Here is a 25,747-nt window from a genome sequence, read left to right on the forward strand (position 1 = left end):
GAGAGAGCTCACAACACCCGATTGCTCTCCTTCACCTTCTCCGCATCCAGATAAACGTCTGACCCCATCTCCTTGAACTTGGCGCTCATCTGCGCCATGCCCTGTTCCTTGTCGTTGAGTGTCGCGGCGTAGTCGCGGACGTCCTGGGTGATCTTCATCGAGCAGAATTTCGGGCCGCACATCGAGCAGAAATGCGCGACCTTGTGGGCTTCCTTCGGCAGGGTCTCGTCGTGGAAGTTGCGCGCGGTTTCCGGATCGAGGCCGAGATTGAACTGGTCTTCCCAGCGGAAGTCGAAGCGGGCGCGCGACAGTGCGTCGTCGCGGAGCTGCGCCGCGGGGTGGCCCTTGGCGAGATCGGCGGCGTGGGCTGCGATCTTGTAGGTGATGACGCCGGTCTTGACGTCGTTGCGGTCGGGCAGGCCGAGATGCTCCTTCGGCGTGACGTAGCAGAGCATGGCGCAGCCGAACCAGCCGATCATCGCGGCGCCGATCCCTGAGGTGATGTGGTCATAGCCCGGCGCGATGTCGGTGGTCAGGGGCCCGAGGGTGTAGAACGGTGCCTCGCCGCACTCCTGGAGCTGCTTGTCCATGTTGATCTTGATCTTGTGCATCGGAATATGGCCGGGGCCTTCGATCATGACCTGGCAGCCCTTGTCCCAGGCGATCTTGGTCAGTTCGCCCAAGGTCTCCAGCTCGGCGAACTGCGCGCGATCGTTGGCGTCGGCGATCGAGCCGGGGCGCAGGCCGTCGCCGAGCGAGAACGAGACGTCATACTTGCGCATGATGTCGCAGATGTCCTCGAAATGGGTGTAGAGGAAGCTCTCCTTGTGATGCGCCAGGCACCACTTCGCCATGATCGAGCCGCCGCGCGACACGATGCCGGTGACGCGGTTGGCGGTGAGGTGGATGTAGGGCAGGCGGACGCCGGCGTGGATCGTGAAGTAGTCGACGCCCTGCTCGCACTGCTCGATCAAGGTGTCCTTGTAGAGCTCCCAGGTGAGCTGGACAGGATCGCCGTTGCACTTCTCCAGCGCCTGGTAGATCGGCACGGTGCCGATCGGCACCGGCGAGTTGCGCAGGATCCATTCGCGGGTGGTGTGGATGTTGCGCCCGGTCGAGAGGTCCATCACGGTGTCGGCGCCCCAGCGGATCGCCCACACCATCTTGTCGACCTCTTCCTCGACCGACGAGGTCACCGCCGAGTTGCCGATATTGGCGTTGATCTTGGTCAGGAAGTTGCGGCCGATGATCATCGGCTCGAGCTCGGCATGGTTGATGTTCGACGGAATGATGGCCCGTCCCCGCGCGATCTCGCTGCGCACGAATTCCGGCGTGATGAAGGCCGGCACTGCGGCGCCGAAGCTTTCGCCGTCGGCAAGGGCCGCTTCGGCGCGTTCGAGCTGTTGCTTGCGGCCGAGGTTCTCGCGCTCGGCGACGTAGATCATCTCCTTGGTGATGATGCCGGCGCGGGCGAATTCGAGCTGGGTGATCTTGTGGCCGTCGAGCCCGCGCAGCGGCTTGTGGTGCGCGGTGAAGGCTTTCGCGGCATGCGAGGCGCCGACATTGCCGTTGTCCTCCGGCCTGATTTCGCGCCCCTGATATTCCTCGACGCCGCCGCGCTCCTTGACCCAGGCGAGACGATTGCGCGGCAGGCCGGCGTTGACGTCGATGGTCAGCTGCGGATCGGTGTAGGGGCCCGAGGTGTCGTAGACCGGCAGGTTGGGTTCGCCGGCAGCTTCGGAGAGGATGATCTCGCGCAGCGGCACGCGCAGATCGGGCGCGTCCTGCGGCGTCGCGAAGATCTTGCGCGAGGCGGGCAGCGGGCCGGTCGTGACGGCGGGCCGGGTGGTGTCGGGATTGGAGCGGATGTTCATGAGAGATCCTCCTTAGTTCAATTCGTTGGCATCGCTGCGCGAGAGACAAATATCGCCGTCATCCCCGCGAAAGCGGGGATCCAGTATTCCAGAGGCTGCGGCGGGATACGGAGAAGCCGCGGCGTACTGGGTCGCCCGGTCAAGCCGGGCGATGACAGCGGAGGGAGTGGCACGAGACTTTTCGACAGGGCCATCACGCGGCCTCCGCGGCTAGGCCGAGCCACTGCCGCACCCGCGCGTCGGGGTCGGCGTTCTGGGTGACGTCGGAGACGACGGCGATCGAGTCGGCGCCGGCGGCGAAGATCTCGGCCGCGTGCTCGAACTTGATGCCGCCGATCGCGACAAGGGGGATGGAGCCGATCCGCTGCTTCCATTCGGTGATCTTCGGAATGCCCTGCGGCGCGAACCGCATCGACTTCAGCGTGGTGAAGAAGATCGGGCCGAGCGCGATATAGTCGGGCTTGGCGGCAAGCGCGGTGGCGAGCTCTGCGTCGTCATGGGTGGAGATGCCGAGCGTCAGTTTTGCCTTGCGGATCTCGGCGAGGTCGGCTCCCGCGAGATCCTCCTGGCCGAGATGCAGATGCTCGGCGCCGGCGACGATCGCCGCGCGCCAATAGTCGTTGACGACGAGCTTGGTCGGCGTGCCCTTGGTGATCGCGAGCGCGTCGCTGACGATCTGCAGCGCCTGGCCGTCGTCGAGCTCCTTGGCGCGGAGCTGGATGGTGCCGACGCCAAGCCTGGTCAGGCGCTCGACCCACTTGATGCTGTCGACGACGGGATAGAATTTATCAGGATACGGCATGCCAGAACGGAGTCCCAACGACAGGGGTGGAGGGGGAGGCGAAGTCGCGGGCTTCCATCAGCCCGGCCTCGTAGGCAGTGCGGCCGGCCTCGACGCCGAGGCGGAAGGCATTGGCCATGCCGACCGGATCGGCGGCCTTGGCGACCGCGGTGTTGAGCAGCACGGCATCAAAGCCGAGCTCGAGCGCTTCTGCCGCGTGCGACGGCGCGCCGAGACCGGCGTCGACCACCAGCGTGATGTCGGATAGCCGGTCGCGCAGCAGCTTCAGCGCGTCGCGGTTGATGATGCCCTTGGCGCTGCCGATCGGCGCAGCCCACGGCATCACCACCTTGCAGCCGGCATCGACCAGGCGCGAGGCGACCGACAGATCCTCGGTGCAATAGGGGAAGACTTCAAAACCGTCCTTGATGAGGATGCCGGCGGCCTCGACCAGGCCGACCACGTCGGGCTGCAGCGTGTCGTTGTCGGCGATCACTTCCAGCTTGATCCAGGAGGTGTCGAACAATTCGCGCGCGAGCTTGGCCGTGGTGACAGCCTCTCGCACGCTCCGGCAGCCGGCGGTGTTCGGCAGCACGGTGACGCCGAGCTCGCGGATCAGCGACCAGAACGCGTCGCCGGTCTTGCCGCCCGCGGCCTCGCGCCGCAGCGACACCGTGACGATGTTGGCGCCCGAGGCCCGGATCGCTTCTTGCATGATCGCGGGCGAGGGGTAGAGCGCCGTGCCGATCAAGAGGCGGGAGGCGAAGGATTTGCCGTAGAAGGTGACCATTGCATCAACGTCCTCTAGCCGTCAGCCCCAAGCACTACTCGTCATCCCCGCGAAGGCGGGGATCCAGTATTCCAGAGGCCGTGCCGTTGAGCAGATAGGCCGCGGCGTACTGGATCGCCCGGTCAAGCTGGGCGATGACTGCAGTGGGCGGGACGCGGGATCGCGTCTCACGAGCAGAGCTTCGACCATTCTTGCCTGCACCATCACCCTCCCTGCCGCGGCGTGATGATCTCGATCTCGTCGCCGGCTTTCAGCGCGGTCTCGGCCCAGCGGCTCTTTGGCACCACGTCGTAGTTCAGCGCGATCGCGAAATGGGTGCCCTCGTAGTCGAGCTCGGTCAGCAGCGCGCCGACACTGGCTGCATTGATCTCCCGCTGCTCGCCGTTGACGATTACGCGCATTGCATCACCTCGTTGTCGATTTCGCCGCGTGCGACATAGGCGAGCGTCAGCTCGGCCAGCGCAGGCGCCAGCAGGAAGCCATGACGGTAGAGTCCGTTCACTGAGATGCGTTCCTGCTCGATCCTGATCTTCGGCAAATTGTCCGGAAAAGCCGGCCGCAGGCCGGACCCGAATTCGACGATGCGCGCCTCGGCGAAGGCCGGATGCACCGCATAGGCCGCGCCCAACAGCTCGAGCGCCGAGCGCACGCTGACGCCGGTGTCCTCGGCCTCGATCGAGGTCGCGCCCAGCATGAAGCGGCCGTCGCCGCGCGGGATCACGTAGAGCGGCCAGCGCGGATGGATCAGCCGCACCGGTCGCGCCAGCTCGACCTCCGCGGTCTCGATCACGATCATCTCGCCCTTGACGCCGCGCAAGGTCGGCTCGCGGTCGCGCGCGGCAAGCCCGCGGCAATCGATCACGAGGCCGTCGAGGTCAGTGGCCTCCGGGGCGCTGCCAAACCTGATGGTGCCGCCGGCCCTGGCGATCGCGGCATGCAGCCGCGGCAGCACGCGGCGCGGCTCGACATGGCCCTCGTCGGGATAGAACAGGGCGTCGCGGAAACGGCCCTCGAGCGACGGCTCGAGCCCGCTGACCTCTTGCGCATCCAGTCGGCGGTGGCCGGTGGTGAGCCGGGCGAAGCGCTCGAAATCGGTGCGGTCGCGGGGATGCGCCACCACCAGCGAGCCGTTGAACGGGGTTTGCGGAAAATGGTCGTGCCACAGGCTGAGCGAGCGGACACCGAGCCGGAAGATCACGGGTTCGGCGGCTTCGGCCTCGCACCACGGTGCCAGCATGCCGCCGGCCCAGTGGCTTGTGGATTCCGTCATCGCAGCGTCACTGCGCTCGTGCAGGGTGACGGCGTGTCCGGCCTCTGCGAACAACAGCGCATGCCAAGCACCTGCTATGCCTGCGCCGATGATGGAGACGGGGGAATCCCCCCGCGGTCTTGACGTCTGGTACATCCCTGTCCCTTCGCCGGCATGACCCGGATCAGGTTCAAAGGGTCACCGCGGTCCCGGACTGGCCGCCATCGGGCGGGTCCAAGCTTGCGGTATCTCAGCTCCTCCTTCGGAGCACCCCTCGGAACGGCTCTAATGTAGGCGGATGGGTGGGTGTGTCAACGCATTATGCCACGAACCGCGCCGCGCCGAGGTGCCGCGGCGCGCTCCAGCGCGGGACGGGGTGCCTGCCGAACGATGACGTCGTTGATGCGGGGAACGGCACGTCGAGGATCGGCCGGGCGGGATGGCACCCAGGGCGCGCGCGGACCCGATCGCCCTTATTTTGAAGCCTGTTCCTCGCTTGAAGCCTGTTCCTCGCTCGCCTCGGCAGCCTCGGTTGGCGGCTGCTCCTGCCGGGCGAACGCCTTTGGCGGTGCACTCTCGCCAGCAAGCTTCGCCTCTTTCAGATGTTCGATGCGCTGACGCTTTGCGGCATAGTAATACCCGCCCGCGAAATAACGCACGGCTCGATCGTGATCGCCGTTGGCGGCACGATAGGCGCCGGCAAGGTATTTCACGCCGTATTTGAGATTGGTCGCGGGGTCGCGCAGCCCCGCGGCGGTACCGGTGTAGCCGAGGCCGCGGGCGGTCCCGAGCTTGATCTGCATCAGCCCGATCGTGCCGCCGCGTCCGATCAGCTGCGGATGGTACTTGCTCTCGCGGACGATGACGCGATGCACCAGCTCTTCCGGCACCAGATTCGCCTGGGCCTCGGCGGCGACCATCGCCTCGTATTGCGCGCGCGACTGCGCACTCGCGTTCGCGCACGACGCCAGCACCGCAATCGCGGCCAACGAGGCAAGAGTTTGCAGCTTTGTCATGTCGGATCGCCCGGGGTCCTTCAATTCGCGTCGGTTGCCTGCGTCCTGATTGGTACGGTGAGCGGGCAGGAATGTGGCAAAACCTTCGCAACAGCGAAGGTCGTGTGGCCCTCCCTGTCCGCGGTGAACCGGATGCGGAGGTCGGAAGACAAACGCTTCAAATTGTCTGGAGCCGGTTTTGCCGCACGCCGTCCACGGCAGATTGTCGTGCAAATGACGCAACAAGGGTCTACAATGACATTCGCCAGCGTGCACCCGTCCAAGCAAGGCAGCACGTTTGTCCATTCAAAAAAATGAGAACAATCACAAGGGAGATGCGCCATGGCCCGTCAGGACTCCGGCTCTTTGCCTCGCGAAAATCCCTGTGCACAATGCGGCAAGCCGATCCCGCGTCCGGACTGGGTGGAGCACGGCGAAGGCCGCACGTCCTATCTGTGGAATTGCCGCGCCTGCAATTACCGCTTCGAGGCGATCGCAATCTACGAGCATGAGCAACTGACCAGGCCGCTCGCAGCTTGAAACGAGTGGTCTGATCAGGCGGCGGATTTCTGCGGCCTTGGCCACGGCGGCTGCTGGCGCGCCGGCAACTGGATGCGGACCACCAGCCCGTGCGGCTTCCGGTCGTGCAGCGAGAGCGTGCCGCCATGGGCGAGCACGCTGGCGTTGGCGATCGACAGGCCAAGGCCAAAGCCTTCGGCCTCGTCCATGTTGCGCGCGTGGTCGCCGCGCACGAACGGCTCCAGCACGCTCGCCTTGTGCGCATCCGAAATGCCGGGGCCGTCGTCCTCGACGTCGATGGTGAGCCCGTCGGAGTTGGCGGCAAGGCGGACGGCGACCTCGCCGCCGAAGCGCACGGCGTTCTCCACCAAATTGGTGATGCTGCGATGCAGGTCGGCGGGCCGCGCGATTGCCATCGCGTGCTGCGGGCCCTCGTAAACGACCTTGTGGCCCATGTCGGCGAACTGATCGGTGACGAGGTGCAGGGTGCTGGCGATGTCGACCAGTGTCATCTCCTCGAGCTTGCGGTCGTTGCGCAGGAACGACAGCACCGATTCCAGCATCGAGCGCATCTGGTCGAGGTCGCGCAGCATGCGGTGGCGATGGGTCTCGTCCTCGATGAATTCCGCGCGCAGCCGCATCCGCGTGATCGGCGTCCTGAGATCGTGGCTGATCGCGGCCAGCATCCTGGTGCGGTCGTCGATCAGGGTGGTGATGCGCTCGCGCATCCGGTTGAGCGCCTTGGCGAGCGAGCGGATTTCCTCGGGACCGCGCTCCGGCAGCGGCTCGGCGGCGCCGCTAAGGCTGAACGTCTCCGCGGCCTTGACGAAGGACGACAGCGGCGCCGTCAGCGCCCAGGCCGCCCACAGGCCGAGCAGGGTGACGCTGATGACTGCGAACAGCACCGTCATCATCCACGGGCCGCCCCAGAACGGCCGCATGTGCTGATCCGGCACCAGGTTCGCGGCGATCATGGTGCCGTCGGGCAGTCGGATGCCGATGCGGCGGATCTGACGGTCACCCGGCGCGCCGGCCTCGCGCGGCAGCATGAAGACGCGATAGCTGGGTCCGAGCCGGCGCAGCGCGTGTAGGCCCGGCGCGGGCTCGCTCAACGGGACCGTGTCTGCCGGCAGGTCGCCGATTGCGAGCTGCGGGAAGGCGCGTGCGATGTCCTCCTTCAGCCGCGGCCGCTCCGAAGGCGGAGCATGCCCCAGCAATTGCGCGGAGGCCGCAAGCTGGGTGTGCCAGCGATCGGCCGGCTCAGGCTGGTCCGGGCGATGGATCAGGAAGATCGCGGTGATGATGAGATGCAGCGCGGCGATCGACGCGACCACCAGCGCCGCGATCTGCGCGCCGATTCCCCGCAGACTCAGCACGCGCAGCAGTTTCATGGTCAGTTGTTGGCGGCGGCGACCGCCTCCACCCTCGGGGTGAACATGTAGCCGCCGGAGCGCACCGTCTTGATCATGGTGGCTTCCTGCGGGTCGGGCTCGATCTTGCGGCGGATGCGGCTCACCAGTACGTCGATCGAGCGCTCGAACGAGCCGGCGCTGCGGCCCTGCGTCAGGTCGAGCAGGCTGTCACGTGACAGCACGCGGCCGGGCCGCTCGCAGAAGGTCCGCAACAGGTCGAACTCGGCGCTGGTCATGGCGACGCGGGCGCCTTCGGGATTGCGCAGCTCGCGCAGGCGGATGTCGATGCGCCAGCCGAGGAACGACAGCGTGGTCGCGCCCTCGATCGCGCTGGCGTTGCGCGCGGCCGCCTGCCGGCGCAGCACGGCGTTGATCCGCGCCAGCAGCTCACGCGGATTGAACGGCTTCGGCAGGTAATCGTCGGCGCCCATCTCGAGGCCGAGGATGCGGTCGACGTCCTCGCCGCGCGCGGTCAGCATGATGATCGGCGTCTGCGATTCCGCACGCACCTTGCGGCACAGGCTGAGGCCGTCCTCGCCCGGCAGCATGACGTCGAGGATCAACAGATCGACCCGATGGTCGGCCATCGCCCGCGCCATCTCGCGGCCGTCGGAGGCAGTCGTCACGTTGCAGGAATTGGTGCGGAGATATTTCGCGATGAGGGCCCGCGTCTCGCGGTCGTCCTCGACGACAAGGATGTTGGGCGTAGCCTGAGTCATACCGTTCTCTTGTCCGTGATTCGGGGAAGGCGGCGCAGGAATTTTGTTTCTGTGTGTTTCTGAAATCTTGCCCGGCGATCACAGTTAACAGGTCGGTGGTGGGGTGAAAAGTTATCGTTATTTCATCAAAGCGTAATGCATTGAGATTCCGGCAGTAGTTTTACGGTGCGCGCTTTGGGTCCCCGGCAGCCTGAGCACGTGCGCAAAACGAGCGCGGTTGTGGGAGGAAGGCCGTCAACCCTTTGTGGTGCAGGTGCCCGGCGCAGCCGACGCGACGCACAAAAGGGATGGAAGGCTGCCATATCCGGCCGGAACCCCGGCCCCGGACGATGCGTTGACTCCCTTTCAGGCATGGGAGGGTGAGATGACGGTCGAGGCCAAGGCAAGGCCGCATCAACTGATTGCAAGCGATCGCGTCGAGGGGACCGCGGTGCGGCGGCCCAATGGCGACATGATCGGTCACATCGAGCGGCTGATGATCGACAAGATTTCGGGCAAGGTGTCGTACGCGGTATTGAGCTTCGGTGGCTTTCTGGGCATCGGGACCAACCTCATCCCGTTGCCGTGGGGCCGGCTGCACTACAATCCGAACTTCGAGGCCTACGAGCTCGACATCGACGATGAGGAGTTGAAGCGCGCGCCGTCGTTCCGCGCCGACAAGGATTTCGACTGGGGCGACCGTTCGCAGGAAGTCGAGTTGCACCGCTTCTACGGCGTTCCTCCGTACTGGGGCGGCTTTTGACCGCAGGTTGATTAGGAACGGTCGCTGATGTGACGGGTTTTTCTCGTATCGATTCTGCGAATTGAGGAGAACCCCATCAATGCTAGTCAGATCCATCGTCGCCGGCGTGGCCGGATCGGTGCTGCTTGCGAGCGTTGCTTTCGCGCAGACTCCGACGGAGAAGGGCGACAAGGCAGGCATGGCTCCTGCGACGACGAGCACGTCGTCGACCTCGTATCAGGGCGACTGGCGCGCGTCCAAGGTTGTCGGCCTCCGTGTCTATAACGACAGCAACGAGAATGTCGGTTCGATCAACGACCTGTTGATGGACAAGGGGGGTGCCATCAAGGGAGTGGTGATCGGCGTCGGCGGCTTCCTTGGCGTAGGCGAGCATCTGGTCGCGGTGCCGCTCGACAAGGTGAAGTTCGCCACCGAGCCGGTCGCCAATTCCGGCGGCAGCGCATCGAACACCGGTAGCCCCAACAAGATGTCGACGAACACCACGACAGGCGCTGCGCCTGCGAAGACGGCGAAGCCGAACCCATGGTATCCGGATCACGCGGTCTTCAGTGCGTCCAAGGACGAGTTGAAGGCGATGCCCGAGTTCAAGTACGCGACCGAGTAACGCGCGACCGCGTCACGTGAAATGTGAAGCGCGCCCGGCGTTGCCGGGCGCGTTTTTGTTGTTCAGGTGTATAGGGCCTGAGTTGGAAGGGTAAGAGTCGAGGCAGAGCTCCGATGGGAGATACTGCGAAGCACCGAAATAGCCACAGGCGAGTTATCGCCTGTGCCATCTTGTGGATCTCAGTCTGATTTTGCCATGCGTCGTCTACGGCATCATCCAGTCGCGTTGATGTCAGTCCGATGACGTCAGACGTCGGTGGTCCGCGAGGTCGCGAACTGCGACCGGCAGTGGCCCGCCTCCGTTCCGCCCCCCCACATATTGAGAATTGCCCTTCCCAGGGACTCCCGCTTTATATGCAGCATGGTCCCGAAATCTCCGGAGTACATGTTCGGGCTGCCGGCAGGCCGGAAAGGATCTGTCGTCTGATTAGTCATGCCAAGTGAGATCAGTGTATGGAATGGCGGTACTACGCGCTCTTCGCGATTGTGCTAATCGCATGCGCATTTGGCGTTCGCGCGCATCTCCAGAAGAGAAATGCGAGAGCGGATCAGGAACTGAACCGGCGGATTGATGAGCGCGTCGACCGCCTCAACCTAACTCGCCGCGATAAAGAGTCCTGACCAACCAACCTCGGTTCGCGCCGAGCCCACCCTGTGATCGGAGCCGTTCCTCCTTAGCGACGTGCCCCTCCCGACGGGTCCCTCCTTTCGGCTCCAGATTCGTAAATCCGGCCCCGGATACCCATCTTTCGGGTAACGGAAGCCCATCGAGGTCCCGCCGGAGGCGCCACGCAGGCAAATGCGTTCGCGCGAAGGTTAAGAAAAAATAAGGGTTTCTGGCTTATAGGGGGACAACTGATCGCTTTCTTCTTTTTGTCCGTTCTCAAATAGCGTGATCTGGCCAGTCCGGCACCCTCGGCACGGAGAAACTAGGAATGAATTGGGTTAAGGCACTCTTGGTGCTCTCCTGCCTGTTATTGGGATGCGCCGACCTTTTGACCACGAATGTGATCCTGCATCTCGGATTGGGCGAGTTGAACCCGTTCATGCGGCTGGCTCAGGCATGGTTGGGTGTATGGTGGCTTATCCCCAAGCTAGGTTTAACGTTTGTCGTGGCGTGGCTGCTTTGGCGCAGCAACAACCTTTACAACATCGCTCTTGTAGTAGCTTTCTGCTCCACGCCCGTACTCAACAACCTCATCGTCATCGCGGGCACGAACTGAACCAATCACATCGGCCATCCGGTCGTGGGCCAGGCCCGCGACGTTGCAGCTTCAGCTAAATCGGGTTTCGGCCATGCCGGATGGGGCTTGGCTTGCGCGATCGAGGTCCTCAACCAGGCCGTCGGCCGAGGCGAATGTCTGCAGAAACCGAGCCTACGGTCATGGGATGATTGCGCCGCCCGTTGTTGATCGTGCATCTTGTCCCTGATGCGGGTGAAGCACGATGGACGAAATGGATCGCAATAGTAGCAGCGCCGCGGTCGCCCGGATTCGCGGGCGCTACCCCAGGTACACACGCGGCCGACTGGAGCGCTTCGCCCAGCGGCTGCTGGACAAGACTCACGCCGATCGCGTGCCGGTCACGTCACTCGAGCTTGCCGGTCCAACCGAACGGATCAGTCTCGCGGAAGCGCTCGAGCTGGACTACCGGCCGAGCTCATTGGGCCAGCCGCTCGGGCCGCTTTGGGCGACGTATTGGGTGCGGGTCGCGGCCGAGGTGCCGGAGACATGGACCGGCGCAAGAGTCGATCTCTATTGGGATAGTCGCTCGGAAGCCCTGCTTTGGCTGGACGGACGCTCGTCGCAGGGCCTCAATCCCGGCCGCCACACCGCGCCGCTGTTACAGTCGGCGCAGGGCGGCGAGCGTCTCACCTTCTACGTCGAAGTTGCCTGCAATGGCCTGTTCGGCGCCTTCGGCGGCGACCCGCAGGGCTACGCGCTGGCGGCTTGCGAGCTGCGTCGCTTTGATCCCGAGGCCTGGGCGTTCTATGTCGATTACGACGTCCTTCGCCAGCTCGAAGCCGACCGCGATCCTTCGAGCAAGCCCAGGTCGTACGGCGGCGTCGGCGAGGTCGCGCAACCGGCATTGGACCGAACATGGGCCGGCCGGTTGCTGCACGACCTCAACCGCGTCTGCAATCTTGCCGATCCCGATGATCGCGCGACATGGCGCGCGGCGCGAGAGATTCTGCGCGACCTGCTCGCGGCACGCAACGGCACCGTTGTCCACGAACTGTCGGCGATCGGCCACGCCCACCTCGACACCGCCTGGCTATGGCCGCTGGACGAAACCCGGCGCAAGGCGCAACGCAGCTTCTCGACCGCTGTTGCGCTGATGGAGCGTTATCCCGATTTCAAATTCGCCTGCTCGCAGGCCTATCAATACGCCGTCATCGAACAGAACGATCCCGACCTGTTCGCGCGCATCCGCGCCAAGGCAGCCGCCGGACAATGGATTCCAGTGGGCGGCAGTTGGATCGAGCCGGACTGCAACCTGCCGTGGGGCGAGTCGATCTGCCGCCAGTTCCTTTATGGTCAGCGCTACTTCGAGCGAACATTCGGACGACGCTCGACCGTGTTCTGGAATCCGGATGTGTTCGGCTATGATGGCCAGTTGCCCCAGCTCATGCGGCTGGCGGGAATGTCGCGCTTCCTGACCCAGAAGCTGTCCTGGAACAAGTTCACCTCGCCGCCGCATCACAGTTTCCACTGGCGCGGCATCGACGGCAGCATGGTGCTGACCCATTTCCCGCCCGCCGACACCTACAATGGATCGGCGCAGGTCGCGGAGCTTCGCTATCACGCCGCCAACTACAAGGACGCGGACCGTTCGGCCGACGCGCTCTATCTGTTCGGATATGGCGACGGCGGCGGCGGTGCCGATGAAACGATGCTCGAGACGCTACAGCGCGCGAAGGATTTGCAGGGGCTGCCGAGGATCCGGATTCGCACGGTGGACGAGTTCTTTGATCGCCTGGCGACGTCCGCCGAGGATCTAGCCACGATCGAGGGCGAGCTCTATCTCGAATATCATCGCGGCACCTACACCACGCAGGCGGAGACCAAGCGCCTCAATCGCGCCTGCGAGGCGAGCCTTCAGGCGCTCGAATTCGTCGCCACGCTGGCGGGGGCATGGCAGCAACCGGCGCCCTCGGCGGAGGACATCGAAAGCCTGTGGCGCACGGTGCTGGTCAACCAGTTTCACGACATCATCCCCGGGAGCAGCATCCGCGAGGTTTACGAGCGGGCCGAGGTCGATCTTGCCGTCGTCGACGAAGAGGCCAAACGCCGTACACATGCGCTGCTGGCGGCGCTCAGCGACCCCGAGCCCGGTGGCTGGACGCCGGTCAACACGCTCGGCAGCTCGCGCGCCGAGGTCGCGTCCGATCCCGACGGTGCGCTCCGCTATGTCGTTGCCGCGCCGTTCACGGCAGGCGAGACCATCACGACGGACGAGCGAGTGACGATATCGTCCGATCCCGATGGATTCGTGCTGTCGAATTCGCAGCTCAAGGCCCGCATGGACCGCACCGGCCTGGTTCAATCGCTGCTCCATTTGCCGACCGGCCGCGAAACCTTCGCTTCAGCGGGAGCCCGCTTTCTCGTGCTGGACGACAGACCTCTCGAGTTCGAGGCCTGGGACATCGATCCGTTTGCGCTGGAGACCGCGCGCGACCTGACGGGCGAGGTGAGTTGCGAGGTGCTGGCGGACGGCGGGCTGCGCGGCGAGATTCGTTTCGAGCGCGCGCTCGGGAGCGCGAGCCGGCTATCCCAGGTGATCCGTCTGGATGCCGGCGCACGGCACCTCGAGTTCGAAACGACGGTCGACTGGCAAGAGCGGAGAACGCTTCTGAAGGTGATGTTTCCCGTCGCCTGTCGTGCATCGCGCGCGACGTATGAAACCATGTTCGGAGCGACCGAACGGCCGACGCACGCCAATACGGATGCGGATGCCGCCAAGTATGAGGTCCCCGGCCAGCGCTGGTCGGATCTTTCGGAGCCGGATTTTGGCGTGTCGCTGTTCAGCGTGTCCAAGCACGGCTACTCCACATTCGGCAACCAGCTCGCGCTCACGCTGCTGCGCGGCGCCGTGTCTCCCGATCCGAAGGCCGATATCGGCCATCACCGCATGCGCTATGCGATCTATCCCCATGAGGGCGATTGGCGCGCTGCCGACACGGTCGGCAGAGCCCTGCGCTTTGCGCGTCCGGTGCTCTGGATCAAGGGGCGGCCACACGAGCCGCTGCGGCAGTCGTTGTTGAGCGGATCTCCGTCCAACGTGGTCGTCGATACGATCAAGCCGGCTGAGGACGGCGATGGCTGGGTGGTGCGGCTCTATGAGAGCGCAGGCGTTCAGGCCCACGCCGTCCTCGAATTCGGTGTCGACATATCGTCGGTGTGGATGAGCAACGTTCTGGAAGATCGTATTGAGGCCCTGCCGATGGATGGCCGCACTTGCCGCCTGTTGCTGCGTCCGTTCCAGGTCGCGACGCTGCGGGTCTTCCAGTCACGATGAATTCTGATTGAAGCGGTCTCCGACCGGGGAGAGGTGAACCGGCTCCGCGGCCAGCCTGATCTCATCGTCCTCCGGGATTTTCAGTCCGTCGTCGAAACGGAAAGAGGGCGTGGATCGATCAGAGATCCACGCCCTCCGGACTCAAGCTCGGGAAGAAAGAAGCGGCCTGTCTCAGTTCTTCTTCACCAGCGGGCAGCCGCCCTTGTCGAGCGGGCGGAAGGCTTCGTCGCCCGGCACGGTGGCGATCAGCTTGTAGAGGTCCCATTCGCCCTTGGATTCCTCGGGCTTCTTGACCTCGAACAGGTACATGTCGTGCACCATGCGGCCGTCGATCCGGATGTGGCCATTCTTGGCGAAGAAGTCGTTGATCGGGGTTGCGCGCATCTGCGCCATTACCTTCGGCGCCTCGTCGGTGCCGATGGCCTCGATCGCCTTCAGGTAATGCATGGTTGCCGAATAGAGCCCGGCCTGGATCATGGTCGGCATGTGGCCGACCTTGTCGTAGAAGCGCTTCGAGAAGGCGCGGGTCTCGTCGTTCATGTCCCAGTAGAAGGCGTCGGTGACGATCAGGCCCTGGGTTGCCTTGATGCCGAGCGAATGCGTGTCGGTAATCTCCATCAGCAACGCGATCATCTTCTGGCCACCCTGGGTCAGGCCGAACTCGGCGGCCTGCTTCAGCGCGTTGGTGGTGTCGCCGCCGGCATTCGCCAGCGCCACGACCTTGGCCTTGGAGGCCTGCGCCTGCAGCAGGAAGGACGAGAAGTCCGACGAGTTCAGCGGGTGCCGCACGTCGCCAAGGACCTTGCCGCCGCTCTCCTTCACGACGTTGGCCGCGTCGCGCTCCAGCGCCTGGCCGAAGGCGTAGTCGGCGGTGACGAAGAACCAGGTATCCTCGCCGCGCTTGACCATCGCCTTGCCGGCGACGTTCGACAGCGCGTAGGTGTCGTAGGTCCAGTGGACGGTGTTGGGCGAGCAGGCGGGACCCGTGATGTCGGAGGAGCCGCCGCCGGAATTGATGTTGATCTTGTTCTTCTCGCGCGTCAGCGCCGAGATCGGCAGCGCGACCGACGAGGTCGGCACGTCGAGGATCGCATCGACCTTCTCGTTATCGTACCAATTGCGCGCGATGCTGACGCCGACGTCGGGCTTGTTCTGGTGGTCGGCCGCGATCACCTCGACCGGCTTGCCCTTCACCTTGCCGCCGTAATCGGCAACCGCCATCTCGACCGCGGCGACCGAGCCCTTGCCGGTGGCGTCTGCGTAGAGGCTCGACATGTCGGTCAGCACGCCGATCTTGACCACGTTGTCGGAGATCTGGGCGTTGGCTGCGGTGGTGGAAGCAGCAAGTGCAAGGCCGGCCGCCGCTGCGGCCAAGAGCGATTTCATCGTGTTTTTCTCCCTGACTTCTTGGTGAGGACTGGTTTCGCGGGGCCCCGTTCTATCCGGTGTGGCAACCTGTCGCAAAGGCGACTTTTTGAGCATGCCGGTATCGGAGGGCGCCCCACGCCCTACCGTGCCGGCAAGGCGCTCACCGCGGCGTTGATGGTGCCTTCGGTTTCCACGAGCACGCGTAGCGTCTTCGAATCGAAATCGATGCCGGCCAGGCGGATGCTGGTGATGTCGGCGTCCACGCGGATACCTTCCTCGTTCTTCTGCAGGTCGGCGACGGCGGCGGCGATCTTTCGCTGCGCGTTGCTTGCGAACGGCTTGAGGTCGACGATCAGCCGGTCGGCGAGCGTCTGTTGCAGGTGCGGGATCACCGCGCGCGCTGCCGCGCCGAGCAGGCCGAAGGCCGCCTCGGATTCGACCGCCAGCTCGACATCGGTCAGCCGCAGCGTCTGCGCCTGCTGGTCGAGGCGGGGCCGGCCCCAGATATACACGGTGGCCTCGGCGCCGAAGCCGAAGTAGCTCTTCTTCTCCTTGGCGTGCACCAGGAGCGAGATCAGCAGGCGGTCGCCGGAGGCGGCGACGCTCGCGTGCTTGACGGTGACATCGACCGGGCCGGAACCATCCTCCGGAAAGGTCTTGTTCTTGAGCTGCTCCTCGACGAGCTGGGTCAGCGTGGTGAAGGACATGTCGACCGGCAGATCGATCGAGACCTGGCTCGACATCGGCGGCACGATCGAGAGCTTTTCGGGGAACGGACAGTTCGGGGTGGTCTGCGTTTCCGTGATCCGGGTCTCGGCCTCGACCCCCATGGTGATGGTCATCGACGATGCATCGATCTTCGGCTGGGCCGCGATCACGCGGGTCGGCCGCAGCTCGAGCCACATGGGCGGCATCGACGAGGTTCCGCCAGTGCCCTGCAGCGGGATCGAGCGGCAGGCCTTTGTCCACTGGGCGCGTGCGTTGGTCTCGAAGGTGGGATCGTTGTGCAGTTTCGCCTCCACCGCGGCGATCTGATCGGCAACTGTCTTGTCGATCACCGGCTTCACCTGGGCCGGCACGCTGACGCGGACGCCTGCGGCCGACAGGCTGGAGTCGTCGAGATTGACCTGCGCTTGCAGGTTCGGCTCGATCCGCCACGATGCGCCGAGCTTCGGCCGCGAGGTGAGGGTGACGTTGCCCTTGATGTCGGCGTTGGCGTTAATCTGCTTGATGTTCACCGCGCCGATCTGCTTGGCGACATTGGCGCCGAGCAGGCTGCCGAGCGCGTTGCCGACCGCGCCGCTCGCCTTGGCCGACAGCGAGCCGGTGACCTTGAGCGCTCCGTTGATCGGGGTCGCCAGCGTCAACACGTCCTGCGCGCCGGTGACCGCGATCGGCCCGCGCGACGCGGTCCAGCCGATGTCGGCGTTCTCCAGGATCTGCGAGACCGGATTGTTGGCCTTGCCGGCAAACGTCTTCGGGGCACCGCGCTCGGCGGCGTCGCGGATCGCCGACAGCGCGACGGCGACCTTGGCCACGATCGTCGACGAGCGTGACGCCGGCGGCAGCGGAGGCAGTTGCGCGAGCTGCGGCTGCGGCACCGTGGTACGGGGCGCGAGCCAGTCCATGGCCTTCAGGCTGACCGCGAACGAGACCGCCAGCACCACGATCCCGAGCAATATCGTCCTTGGATGCATCGGCAGACGCATCATCCCCCCGGATGAAATGAATTCTGACGCCGCTTGTACAGGCCTGCCGAGCAGGGCGCCAGTGTGGCCGGATCAAGCTCTCTCGGGGGCGGAACGCGTCGCCTGCCTTCAATGCGGCAAAGAGGTTAACATGGCGGGGGCGAAGCGGTTAACGATCACCAATGCGACAACGGCCCCGGCGCGACGTCGGGGCCGTCATTGATGTCTGAAGCTGCCCGGTTCAGCGGACGGCCACACCGAGATCGGCGCGGCGGTCGGTCATCGGCAGCACGATCACCTTGGTGCCGACGCTGACCCGCGAATAGAGGTCGATGACATCAGCATTGGTGAGGCGCAGGCAGCCCGAGGAGACGTGGGTGCCGATCGTCTCCGGCGCGTTGGTGCCGTGGATCCGGTAGACGGTGCCGCCGAGATACATGGCGCGGGCGCCGAGCGGGTTGCCCGGGCCGCCCGCCATGTGGCGTGGCAGGTAGGGTTGGCGGGCGATCATTTCGGGCGGCGGGGTCCAGTCCGGCCACTCCGCCTTCTTGGTGATGGTCTGGGTGCCGGACCAGGTGAAGCCGTCGCGGCCGACGCCGATGCCGTAACGGATCGCGCGGCCGCCACCGAGCACATAGTAAAGGTAGGTGTGCGGGGTATCGATGATGATGGTGCCGGCCGCCTCGCGGGTCGGATAGTCGACGATCTGGCGGCGCAGCCGGGCCGGCAGTTCGGCGGTGCGGTCTTCATCCCGAACCTGCGGCTCCGATTGCACCGGCGGCGGCGCGGCCTCGGTCGGTGGCATCAGGATGAACGGGAAGATCGGCAGCGGAGCGGCTGTCGCGGAAGCGGACCAGCCAACGGTGCCAATCGCCAGCGCACCAAGAGCGGCGGCAGCGAGACGCGAGTTCAGCTTCATGGAATTGAACATTGTCGACCCCTGTTGTTTGCGCCGTGCGCGCCGGTTCCGGCGCGTCGTTGCTGCAAGTCAATACAGGCGAGGCGTTTCAGGACGTTTGCACGAAATCGCCAAAATGGTTTCGTGGCGTTAGGGAATTGTTTCGCGCGTGTTCCGTCCCGCGGTTAAGCCAAAGTTACCGGGAGGTGTACCAGCTCAGGACAAATTTCCTTGGCACGGCCCTTGCTGTCTCAACGCGTGGTTTGAGGACGGAGACGAAATAATGCAGGGCCCCTCGATCGGCAGCATGCTGGATCAGCAAAAAGGCTTCGGTCCGGGGTTCGATTTCCTGCGTATCTCGCTGGCGATCTCGGTGGTTGGCGCCCATACGCCCTATGTCGCGACGGGCGGCGGCGCGCCCGAGCAGATGTGGATCGTCTGGTTTCCGCAATACGCTATTCTCGTGATGTTCTTCGCGCTGAGCGGATTTCTCATCGCCGCGAGCGGCCTGCGGCTCAGCCTGAAGGAATTTCTGGTCAATCGCGGAATGCGGATCATTCCCGCGCTCGCGGTCGAGATCGTGCTTTCGGCGTTGATCCTCGGACCGATCTTCACCGCGCTGCCGCTGTCGGACTATTTCAGCAGCGCCGGCACCTACAAATACTTCACCAACATCGTTGGCCTAGTGAATTACGTCCTGCCGGGCGTGTTCGCCGGCAATCCAGCGCCGGAGGTCAACAGCTCGCTCTGGACTGTCCCGTTCGAATATGGCTGCTACGCGCTGATGACGGTGTTCATCGTGTTCGGGCTGCTGCGCAAGCCGTCGGCCATCGTTCTCGGTGCTGTCGTGCTGGTGGGGATCGGCGTTGCGCTCCAGGTCACCGGGCATACGGCGCAACCCTCGCAGCTGCCCGCCGGAGTCGCCGGCTCGCTCCACGACAAGATCTTCAGCACGACGCCCTTCCTCGGCCGCGGCGCCAAGCTGCCGGTCGCCTTCATGCTCGGCATCGCGATCTATCTTTATCGCAACCGCATTCCCTATGACGGGCGCATTCTGGCCGCCTGTTGCGCGCTCTGCGCGGTGGTCGCGCTCCTCGGACCGGCAGACTGGATGACCCAGCCTGTGCTCAATGCCCTGGTTGGTCCGGCGCTGGTCTACATCACCGCATTCCTCGGAGTATCGAAGCTGCGCGCCTGCCGCTGTTCTCCAAGGGCGACTATTCCTACGGGATCTACCTGTATGGATTTCCCATGCAGCAGGTGGTGAAGGTGTGGCTGCCGCACGCGCCATTGATCGTTCAGTTCGCCGTCGCGCTGCTGCTGATCACGATGTTCGCGGCGTTCTCCTGGCACTGGATCGGGAAGCCGATCCTGAAGCTCCGCAGCCGCTTCTCCTTCGTGGCGCGCAAGCGGCTCGAGCCGGAGGATGCGGTCGAGACGCTCCAGGGTATGACCCCGCTCGGCCTTGCGGCCAAGCGATCCGCGGCATCCTGACGACGTCGCAGGCGCGCTCTGGATGTGGTCTGCTTACGCGCGCATCCGTGGCAGGCCCGGCTTGTCGCCGCCGATCGCCGCGCGGCGGTCGGCGACGGCGTGATGAAATTGCTCGAGCGTCAGGCCGATCACCGAAAGATCGCCTTCCTCGATCGCGCCGTCGTCGTAGCAGTCGAGCGCTTCACGCAGCAGGGCATCGGCCGTGGCCTGCATCGTCGCGAGGTCTTCCGCCGTTTCGGCGCCACGGACCTTCGCGATCAGCTCAAGCAGGTTGTCGCGATGGGTGATGTACTGCTCGCGTTCGTTGCGCTTGACGTAATGGCGCAGCCAGGCGCCGGCCGATCCGAGGCCGGAGAGCAGGAGGATCGCGCCCCAGATGTAGTCCGAATACTTCTCGAGGAAGGTGCGCTCGGTGCCGTCGATATAGGCGGCGGCGCCCAGATGCGCCGGCAGCGCCGCATCCTTGTCGGTGTCGGGCTTCTCGATCTTGGCGGCGGCCGGCACGTCGCGGGCGACCTGGAAGCGCAGGGTGAAGAGCTGGCGGACCAGCGCGCCGACGGTGGCTTCATGCAACTTGTGCTGCGCGACGATCAGATGGTTGACCGCAACTGTCTCGACCTTGTCCGCGGGCCGCGCCGGCGACGACGAGAAGATGCTGCCGGCGATCTCCTCGGACTCGTAGAGCGGATGTTTCTGCGCGATCGCCTCCGAGACCTCGATCGGCAGGAATTTCGGTTCGCCGCGCGCGGCCGCCGTTGCCGCGATCGCGTCTGCCGTCACCTTGCTGGCGAGCGGGCCGACGGTCATGTAGGCATCGAGTGAGGCGTCGTGCGCAAGCTCGGAAATCCGGGTGATAGGGAACTGGCTGACCGTGACCTTGTCGGGGTTGACGCCGGATTCGATCAGGATCACGCGGAGCAGTGTGACATTGGCCTGGGTGCTACCGACCACGCCGATCTTGTGGCCGGCAAGGTCGTCGATGCTCTTGATCTTCGCCGACCGCTTCCCGCCCTTCGTGCCTGACGGCGCCCACAGCACAACGAGATTCTTGCGCAGGATCGCAACCGACTCGGCGGCCGTCGGCAGATTGAGGTCGCCGCGCGCCACCGCGAGGTCGACCTTGTTCGCGGCGAACTGAGCGATGCTGTCGGAAGCGCCCTGCGTCGTGACCGGCTTCAGCCGCACCGCGCTGCCGTCCAGCGCAAAGGTCTGCGCGAATGCCTGGATCAGCTTCACGTCGTCGCTGCCGGGCGGCCCGACCGCGATCCGCAACGTCACCGGACGCAAGGCGTAATAGAGCGCGCCGGCGGCGAGGCCGAACACGAAGATGCCGGCCGCGAGGATCAGCAGCGACGAGTTTCTTCGCCTGACCCTGCGGCGCGCCGCACCGAGACTTCCACTCTGCTCTGACATCTTACTGTCACGTTACACGAAACCGGCGCCCTGCGGTTGAAAAAGAACCTTACATTTCGATGACGTCATACGTTTGAAACATCAATGTCAGAACGTCGTGCGAGCAGAATCAAGTTAACGATCTGGATCTCGTGCTATGCGCATACTCGTGGCGACCGACGCCTGGCATCCGCAAGTCAACGGCGTTGTCCGGACGCTGACCTCGCTGGCGCGCAGCGCGGCCGGGCTCGGCGCCGAGATCACCTTCCTGACCCCCGACGGCTTTCGGTCGATCGGCGTGCCGACCTATCCCGGCCTGCGCGTGGCGCTGCCGAACCGGCGCGAGATCGCGCGCCGGATCGAGGAGGCCGCGCCCGAGGCGATTCACATCGCGACCGAAGGGCCGATCGGCTGGGCGGTGCGCGGCTATTGCCGGCGCAACAAGCTCGCCTTCACGACATCGTACACGACGCGCTTCCCGGAATATGTGTCGGTGCGCACCGGGATTCCCGACAGCGTCGGCTACGCCGTGCTGCGCCACTTCCACGCCGCGGCATCGATGACGATGGTCGCGACCGACTCGTTGCGGCAGGAACTCACCGAACGCGGCTTCCGCAAGCTCGGCTTCTGGACCCGCGGCGTCGACACCAAGCTGTTCAATCCGGACCAGCCGGCCAGGCTCGAACTGCCGCGGCCGATCTTCATGACCATGGGCCGCGTCGCCGTGGAGAAGAATCTCGAGGCCTTCCTGTCGCTCGACCTGCCCGGTACCAAGGTCGTGGTCGGCGACGGCCCGCAGAAGGCGGCGCTGGAACTGAAATATCCCGACGCGGTTTTCCTCGGCGAGAAGAAGGGCCAGGACCTGACCTCGCATCTTGCCGCCGCCGATGTCTTCGTGTTTCCAAGCCTCACCGATACATTCGGCGTTGTGCAGCTCGAGGCGCTGGCCTGCGGCACGCCGGTGGCGGCGTTCCCGGTCACCGGCCCGAAGGATGTCATCGCCGATCATCCGATCGGGGCGATCGACAACGACCTGCGCAGCGCCTGCCTGCGGGCGCTGACCATGTCGCGCGAGACCTGTCGCAACTTCGCGCTGGAGCGCTCCTGGGAAAACAGTGCGCGTCAGTTCATCGGCAATCTGGCCACGTTGCAGCCGAGCCGCGCGCCGCGACCCGCCCGCCGCGTCGCCGGCCGGACCGCGGTTCCGAATTAACAGCTCAATCGAACGAGAGACGAGAGACTATCTTATGGCTGATATCATCAAGCTGGACGCCAACCGCACCCTGGACTTCGACCGCGAGACGGTCGAGCAGGCCTATGACCGCTGGGCGCCGATCTACGATCTCGTGTTCGGCGGCGTGTTCAGCAAGGGCCGGCAGGCCGCGATCCAGGCCACCAACAAGATCGGCGGCCGAGTGCTCGAGGTGGGTGTCGGCACCGGCATCTCGCTGCCGCTCTATGGTCAGAATGTGCGCATCTTCGGCACCGACATCTCGGAAGCGATGCTTGAAAAGGCCAGGAAGCGCGTCGCCGAGTATGGCCTGAAGAATGTCGAGGGGCTCGCGGTGATGGATGCCGAGAAGCTCGAATTTCCCGACAATTCGTTCGATGTGGTGATGGCGCAGTATGTGCTGTCGGCGGTGCCGAATCCGGAAGCCGCGCTCGACGAGTTCGCGCGCGTGGTGCGCCCGGGCGGCGAGCTGATCATCCTGACCCGCGTCAGCGCCGATGCCGGCGTGCGCCGCTTCATCGAGCAGACGCTGCAGCCGGTGGTGCGTCCGCTCGGCTTCCGCACCGCCGAGTTCGCCTGGTCGCGCTACACCAAGTGGCTGGCAGGGGCGCGCGGCATCGAGCTCGCCGAGCGCCGCCTGATCCCGCCGCTCGGTCACTTCTCGCTGGTTCGCTTCCGCAAGGCGGACGTGGCCAAGGCCGCCTAGGGCTTTCGGCCGATCCTTAATCCTTCGAGGCGTCTGGCCTGTCCGGGCGCCTCGCGACGAGGCCGCATCCGTTGCGTCAAGGCGTCGCTCCGCATTGTCATATGTCATTATGATGATGTCACACACGCTACATCGAATCCCTGTAAACCAAGTTCCGAAAGATGTTGGGGGAACCAATGATCAAGAATTTCCTGCAAGAGCTGCGTACCCAGCGCTGGGATGACCACCGCTACTATCATCACAGCCGGATCAACCAGAGCCTGCACTTCGTCAGCGCGCTGAGCTTTCTGTTTGCCTATGTCATGCTGTTCTTCGATCCCGTCGTGTCGGCGCTGGTCGGCTGGCTGGTCTCGATGACCTCGCGCCAGGCCGGTCACTTCTTCTTCGAGCCGAAGGGCTACGACCACGTCAACCAGGCGACCCACGAGCACAAGGAGGACATCAAGGTCGGCTACAATCTGCAGCGCAAGGTCGTGCTGATGGCGATCTGGGCGGCTTCGCCGATGGTGCTGTACTTCGATCCGACGCTGTTCGGCCTGTTCAAGCCGTGGGTCACGATGACCGACTTCGCCCGCCAGGTGGCCAAGATCTGGCTCGTGGTCGGCATCGGTGGTCTGCTGTTCCGCACCATCCACCTGTTCTTCATCCGCGATGTCGAGACCGGCCTCGTCTGGATGACCAAGATCATCACCGACCCCTTCAACGACCTGAAGCTCTATCACAAGGCGCCGCTGTTTCTCTTGAAGGGCGAACTGATCGATCCGGGCCTCGAGAAGCACGTCAAGCACGCTGCCTGACCGTTGCTCCCCCAAACGTCTTTGAAACTGCGTCGTGCCCGGGCTTGTCCCGGGCATCTACGTCTCAGGGCTTCCGTGAACAGGCTAGGCCGAACTGCTCGCCACAACGGGACTGCGCTCCCTCTCCCGCTTGCGGGGGAGGGCTGGGGTGGGGGTGTCGCCGCTTGTGACACTCCTTGTGAGGAGACAGCCCCCACCCGGATCGCATCTGACGATGCGATCCGGCCTCCCCCGCAAGCGGGAGAGGCCAAGGAAAGCGAAGGACTCGGAGGTGGTACGGCCTCAGCGTCCGAACTTCACGGCGACCATTTCCATCAGGATCTGCCGCTTGATGGTCTTGTTGGTGAGGCCCGCCTTGTGCCACCACCAGCCGTCGCGCTTCATCTTCTCGCAGGCGGCGACGAAGCGGTCGGCAACCTCGGCGAAGTCGGCGTCGGTGTAGTTCAAGGTGAAGATCAGCCGGCCGGTGCCGACCCAGCTCAGCGCCAGTCCCTCGGCCCGCAGATAATATTGCAGCATCCAGTTGTAGCGGGACGGCTCGGTGTAATAGACGGTCCAGATCGACGAGATGTTGCCGACGCGGACCGGAAGGCTCTGCGCGGCGAGGCGGTCGTTCAGCGCCTTGGCGCGGCCGTTCCAGGTCTCCTCGAGCCCGTTGTAGATCGAGCGGAAGTTCGGGCTGGCGAGCCGGCTGAGGAATTCGTCCATCGCCGTCATCACATAGGGGTGCGAGTTGAAGGTGCCGCGGGCAAAGCAGATGTCGGCCGGGCGGTCGTCGCGGAAGCGCCGCATCAGGTCTTTGCGGCCGCAGACCACGCCGATCGGAAGGCCGCCGGCGAGGCTCTTGCCGTAGGTCACCATGTCGGCCTTGACGCCGAAATATTCCTGGGCGCCGCCGGCGGCGAGACGGAAGCCGACGAACACCTCGTCGAAGATCAGCACGATGCCGCGCTCGGTGCAGACCTCGCGCAGCTGCTTCAGCCATTCGGTGTAGGCGGCGCGATCGTATTTGGAGGAGCGCGAAGAGTCGACCAGTGCGGAATCGCCGGGCGCGTTGGAATTCGGATGCAGCGCCTGCAGGGGATTGACCAGCACGCAGGCGATGTCCTTGCGGGTTCGCAGCACGTGCAGCGTCTTCTCCGACATGTCGGCGAGCGTGAAGGTCTCGTGCGGCGACACCGGATTGCCGACGCCGGGCTGCACGTCGCCCCACCAGCCATGATAGGCGCCGGCGAAGCGAACCAGATGCGTCCGCTTGGTGTGGTAGCGCGCAAGCCGCACCGCCTGCATCACGGCTTCGGTGCCGGACATGTGGAACGAAACCTCGTCGAGCCCGGAGATCTCGCAGAGGCGCTTGACGTTGTCGGCAATGATCGGGTGGTAGGGGCCGAGCACCGGACCCAGCACATGCGCGCGTTTCTCGCCTTCGGCGATGCACTCCTTGTAGAAGTCGTTGCCGAAGATGTTGACGCCGTAGGAGCCGGTCAGGTCGTAGAACACATTGCCGTCGAGGTCGGTGACGGTGACGCCGCTCGCGGCCTGCATGAACGCCGAGGTGTTGAGGTGCTCGCGCACCAGGCGGCTGTATTGGAACGGCACGCGGTAGGTTTCGGTGAACTGCAGGTCGGAGATGCGGCCCGACACCTCGGCGGTGAGCGCGCGGCCCTTGGGGTAGCGGTCCTGGTAGAGGCCGGCGAGGCGGAAGAAGCCGTCCTGGCGCTGTACCGCGACCTCGGACGGCGCGCCGTCGGAGCGGAAGAAATCGTCGATGTCGAATTCGTATTTCGGGACCATGCGCGCGACCATCTTGGACATCTTGGAATGTCCGGTCAGCGAGCGGTGCTTGGCGCGCGACAGCGCGATGCGGGCCTGAATTTTGGGGAAAGCTGCGGCGGCGCCGGCAAGCGCGGCGGCGGACAGCGAGAGAATCGGAAGGGATGAATCCATGACAGAAGCGCTAGCCTCCACACC

General features: G+C 64.8%; 23 protein-coding genes and 1 riboswitch. Of the genes, 10 read left to right on the top strand and 13 right to left on the bottom strand.

What is annotated here, in order from left to right:
- Positions 1-8: 8 nt before the first annotated feature.
- From thiC to MTX23_RS08965, 6 genes are all read right to left on the bottom strand, one after another.
- Positions 9-1,874: a phosphomethylpyrimidine synthase ThiC gene (gene thiC, locus MTX23_RS08940; RefSeq protein ID WP_280976262.1), complete on the bottom strand. Its 1,866-nt coding sequence runs from the start codon at positions 1,872-1,874 to the stop codon at positions 9-11.
- Between the two features lie 193 nt (positions 1,875-2,067).
- On the bottom strand, positions 2,068-2,676 hold the full coding sequence (locus MTX23_RS08945) for a thiamine phosphate synthase (RefSeq protein ID WP_280976263.1): 609 nt from the start codon (positions 2,674-2,676) through the stop codon (positions 2,068-2,070).
- Positions 2,663-3,445, bottom strand: coding sequence for a thiazole synthase (locus MTX23_RS08950; protein WP_280976264.1), 783 nt, complete (start codon positions 3,443-3,445; stop codon positions 2,663-2,665). The genes MTX23_RS08945 and MTX23_RS08950 overlap by 14 nt, the downstream gene beginning before the upstream one ends.
- A 203-nt stretch (positions 3,446-3,648) precedes the next feature.
- Complete coding sequence (gene thiS, locus MTX23_RS08955) at positions 3,649-3,846, bottom strand: sulfur carrier protein ThiS (protein WP_280976265.1); 198 nt, start codon at positions 3,844-3,846, stop codon at positions 3,649-3,651.
- Complete coding sequence (locus MTX23_RS08960; protein ID WP_280976266.1) at positions 3,837-4,850, bottom strand: FAD-dependent oxidoreductase; 1,014 nt, start codon at positions 4,848-4,850, stop codon at positions 3,837-3,839. Before MTX23_RS08960 ends, thiS begins: the two co-directional genes overlap by 10 nt.
- A riboswitch (TPP riboswitch) is annotated at positions 4,838-4,979 on the bottom strand. It overlaps the preceding gene by 13 nt.
- Positions 4,980-5,167: 188 nt before the next feature.
- The gene (locus MTX23_RS08965) at positions 5,168-5,710 is read right to left on the bottom strand and encodes a lytic transglycosylase domain-containing protein (protein WP_280978014.1); all 543 of its coding nucleotides are present in this window, start codon (positions 5,708-5,710) and stop codon (positions 5,168-5,170) included.
- Between the two features lie 321 nt (positions 5,711-6,031).
- Here MTX23_RS08965 and MTX23_RS08970 point away from each other — a divergent pair, with 321 nt between their 5' ends.
- Positions 6,032-6,229 (top strand): hypothetical protein, encoded by a 198-nt coding sequence (locus MTX23_RS08970; RefSeq protein ID WP_280976268.1) that lies wholly within the window; start codon positions 6,032-6,034, stop codon positions 6,227-6,229.
- A 14-nt stretch (positions 6,230-6,243) separates the two neighbouring features.
- On the opposite strand, the gene MTX23_RS08975 is transcribed toward MTX23_RS08970, so the two are convergent.
- A complete protein-coding gene (locus MTX23_RS08975; RefSeq protein WP_280976269.1) occupies positions 6,244-7,599 on the bottom strand; it encodes an ATP-binding protein in 1,356 nt (451 codons plus the stop codon).
- Positions 7,600-7,601: 2 nt separating this feature from the next.
- A complete protein-coding gene (locus tag MTX23_RS08980) occupies positions 7,602-8,339 on the bottom strand; it encodes a response regulator (RefSeq protein ID WP_280976270.1) in 738 nt (245 codons plus the stop codon).
- Between the two features lie 364 nt (positions 8,340-8,703).
- Here MTX23_RS08980 and MTX23_RS08985 point away from each other — a divergent pair, with 364 nt between their 5' ends.
- The 4 genes from MTX23_RS08985 (at position 8,704) to MTX23_RS09000 (ending at position 14,202) form a co-directional block, all read left to right on the top strand.
- Entirely contained in the window at positions 8,704-9,081 is a 378-nt protein-coding gene (locus MTX23_RS08985) for a PRC-barrel domain-containing protein (protein WP_280976271.1), read from the top strand.
- 79 nt (positions 9,082-9,160) lie between these two features.
- Positions 9,161-9,685: a PRC-barrel domain-containing protein gene (locus tag MTX23_RS08990; RefSeq protein ID WP_280976272.1), complete on the top strand. Its 525-nt coding sequence runs from the start codon at positions 9,161-9,163 to the stop codon at positions 9,683-9,685.
- A 934-nt stretch (positions 9,686-10,619) separates the two neighbouring features.
- A complete protein-coding gene (locus tag MTX23_RS08995; protein ID WP_280976273.1) occupies positions 10,620-10,907 on the top strand; it encodes a DUF5658 family protein in 288 nt (95 codons plus the stop codon).
- Between the two features lie 232 nt (positions 10,908-11,139).
- On the top strand, positions 11,140-14,202 hold the full coding sequence (locus MTX23_RS09000) for a glycoside hydrolase family 38 C-terminal domain-containing protein (RefSeq protein ID WP_280976274.1): 3,063 nt from the start codon (positions 11,140-11,142) through the stop codon (positions 14,200-14,202).
- Positions 14,203-14,373: 171 nt separating this feature from the next.
- Here the strand turns inward: MTX23_RS09000 and MTX23_RS09005 are convergent, their stop codons facing one another.
- The 3 genes from MTX23_RS09005 to MTX23_RS09015 form a co-directional block, all read right to left on the bottom strand.
- Positions 14,374-15,588: an ABC transporter substrate-binding protein gene (locus MTX23_RS09005; protein WP_280976276.1), complete on the bottom strand. Its 1,215-nt coding sequence runs from the start codon at positions 15,586-15,588 to the stop codon at positions 14,374-14,376.
- Between the two features lie 122 nt (positions 15,589-15,710).
- Positions 15,711-17,279, bottom strand: a complete 1,569-nt coding sequence (locus MTX23_RS09010) for a DUF4403 family protein (protein ID WP_280976277.1) — start codon at positions 17,277-17,279, stop codon at positions 15,711-15,713.
- A 220-nt stretch (positions 17,280-17,499) separates the two neighbouring features.
- Positions 17,500-18,189 (bottom strand): L,D-transpeptidase, encoded by a 690-nt coding sequence (locus tag MTX23_RS09015; RefSeq protein WP_280976278.1) that lies wholly within the window; start codon positions 18,187-18,189, stop codon positions 17,500-17,502.
- Positions 18,190-18,439: 250 nt separating this feature from the next.
- Here MTX23_RS09015 and MTX23_RS09020 point away from each other — a divergent pair, with 250 nt between their 5' ends.
- On the top strand, positions 18,440-19,423 hold the full coding sequence (locus tag MTX23_RS09020; RefSeq protein ID WP_280976279.1) for an acyltransferase: 984 nt from the start codon (positions 18,440-18,442) through the stop codon (positions 19,421-19,423).
- Positions 19,408-19,650, top strand: a complete 243-nt coding sequence (locus tag MTX23_RS09025; protein ID WP_280976280.1) for a hypothetical protein — start codon at positions 19,408-19,410, stop codon at positions 19,648-19,650. Before MTX23_RS09020 ends, MTX23_RS09025 begins: the two co-directional genes overlap by 16 nt.
- Positions 19,651-19,683: 33 nt before the next feature.
- Here MTX23_RS09025 and MTX23_RS09030 read toward each other — a convergent pair whose 3' ends face one another.
- Positions 19,684-21,063 (bottom strand): TAXI family TRAP transporter solute-binding subunit, encoded by a 1,380-nt coding sequence (locus MTX23_RS09030; RefSeq protein ID WP_280976281.1) that lies wholly within the window; start codon positions 21,061-21,063, stop codon positions 19,684-19,686.
- A gap of 136 nt (positions 21,064-21,199) precedes the next feature.
- On the opposite strand from MTX23_RS09030, the gene MTX23_RS09035 reads away from it, so the two are divergent.
- The 3 genes from MTX23_RS09035 to MTX23_RS09045 all read left to right on the top strand — a co-directional run bounded on the left by MTX23_RS09035 (position 21,200) and on the right by MTX23_RS09045 (position 23,776).
- The gene (locus MTX23_RS09035; RefSeq protein ID WP_280976282.1) at positions 21,200-22,255 is read left to right on the top strand and encodes a glycosyltransferase family 1 protein; all 1,056 of its coding nucleotides are present in this window, start codon (positions 21,200-21,202) and stop codon (positions 22,253-22,255) included.
- 34 nt (positions 22,256-22,289) lie between these two features.
- Positions 22,290-22,979: a methyltransferase domain-containing protein gene (locus MTX23_RS09040; RefSeq protein ID WP_280976283.1), complete on the top strand. Its 690-nt coding sequence runs from the start codon at positions 22,290-22,292 to the stop codon at positions 22,977-22,979.
- Positions 22,980-23,155: 176 nt separating this feature from the next.
- Positions 23,156-23,776, top strand: a complete 621-nt coding sequence (locus MTX23_RS09045; RefSeq protein WP_280976284.1) for a hypothetical protein — start codon at positions 23,156-23,158, stop codon at positions 23,774-23,776.
- A 282-nt stretch (positions 23,777-24,058) separates the two neighbouring features.
- Here MTX23_RS09045 and MTX23_RS09050 read toward each other — a convergent pair whose 3' ends face one another.
- Positions 24,059-25,723, bottom strand: coding sequence for an aminotransferase class III-fold pyridoxal phosphate-dependent enzyme (locus MTX23_RS09050; protein WP_280976285.1), 1,665 nt, complete (start codon positions 25,721-25,723; stop codon positions 24,059-24,061).
- Between the last annotated feature and the right edge of the window lie 24 nt (positions 25,724-25,747).

The organism is Bradyrhizobium sp. ISRA436, assembly GCF_029910015.1.
Lineage (GTDB): Bacteria > Pseudomonadota > Alphaproteobacteria > Rhizobiales > Xanthobacteraceae > Bradyrhizobium.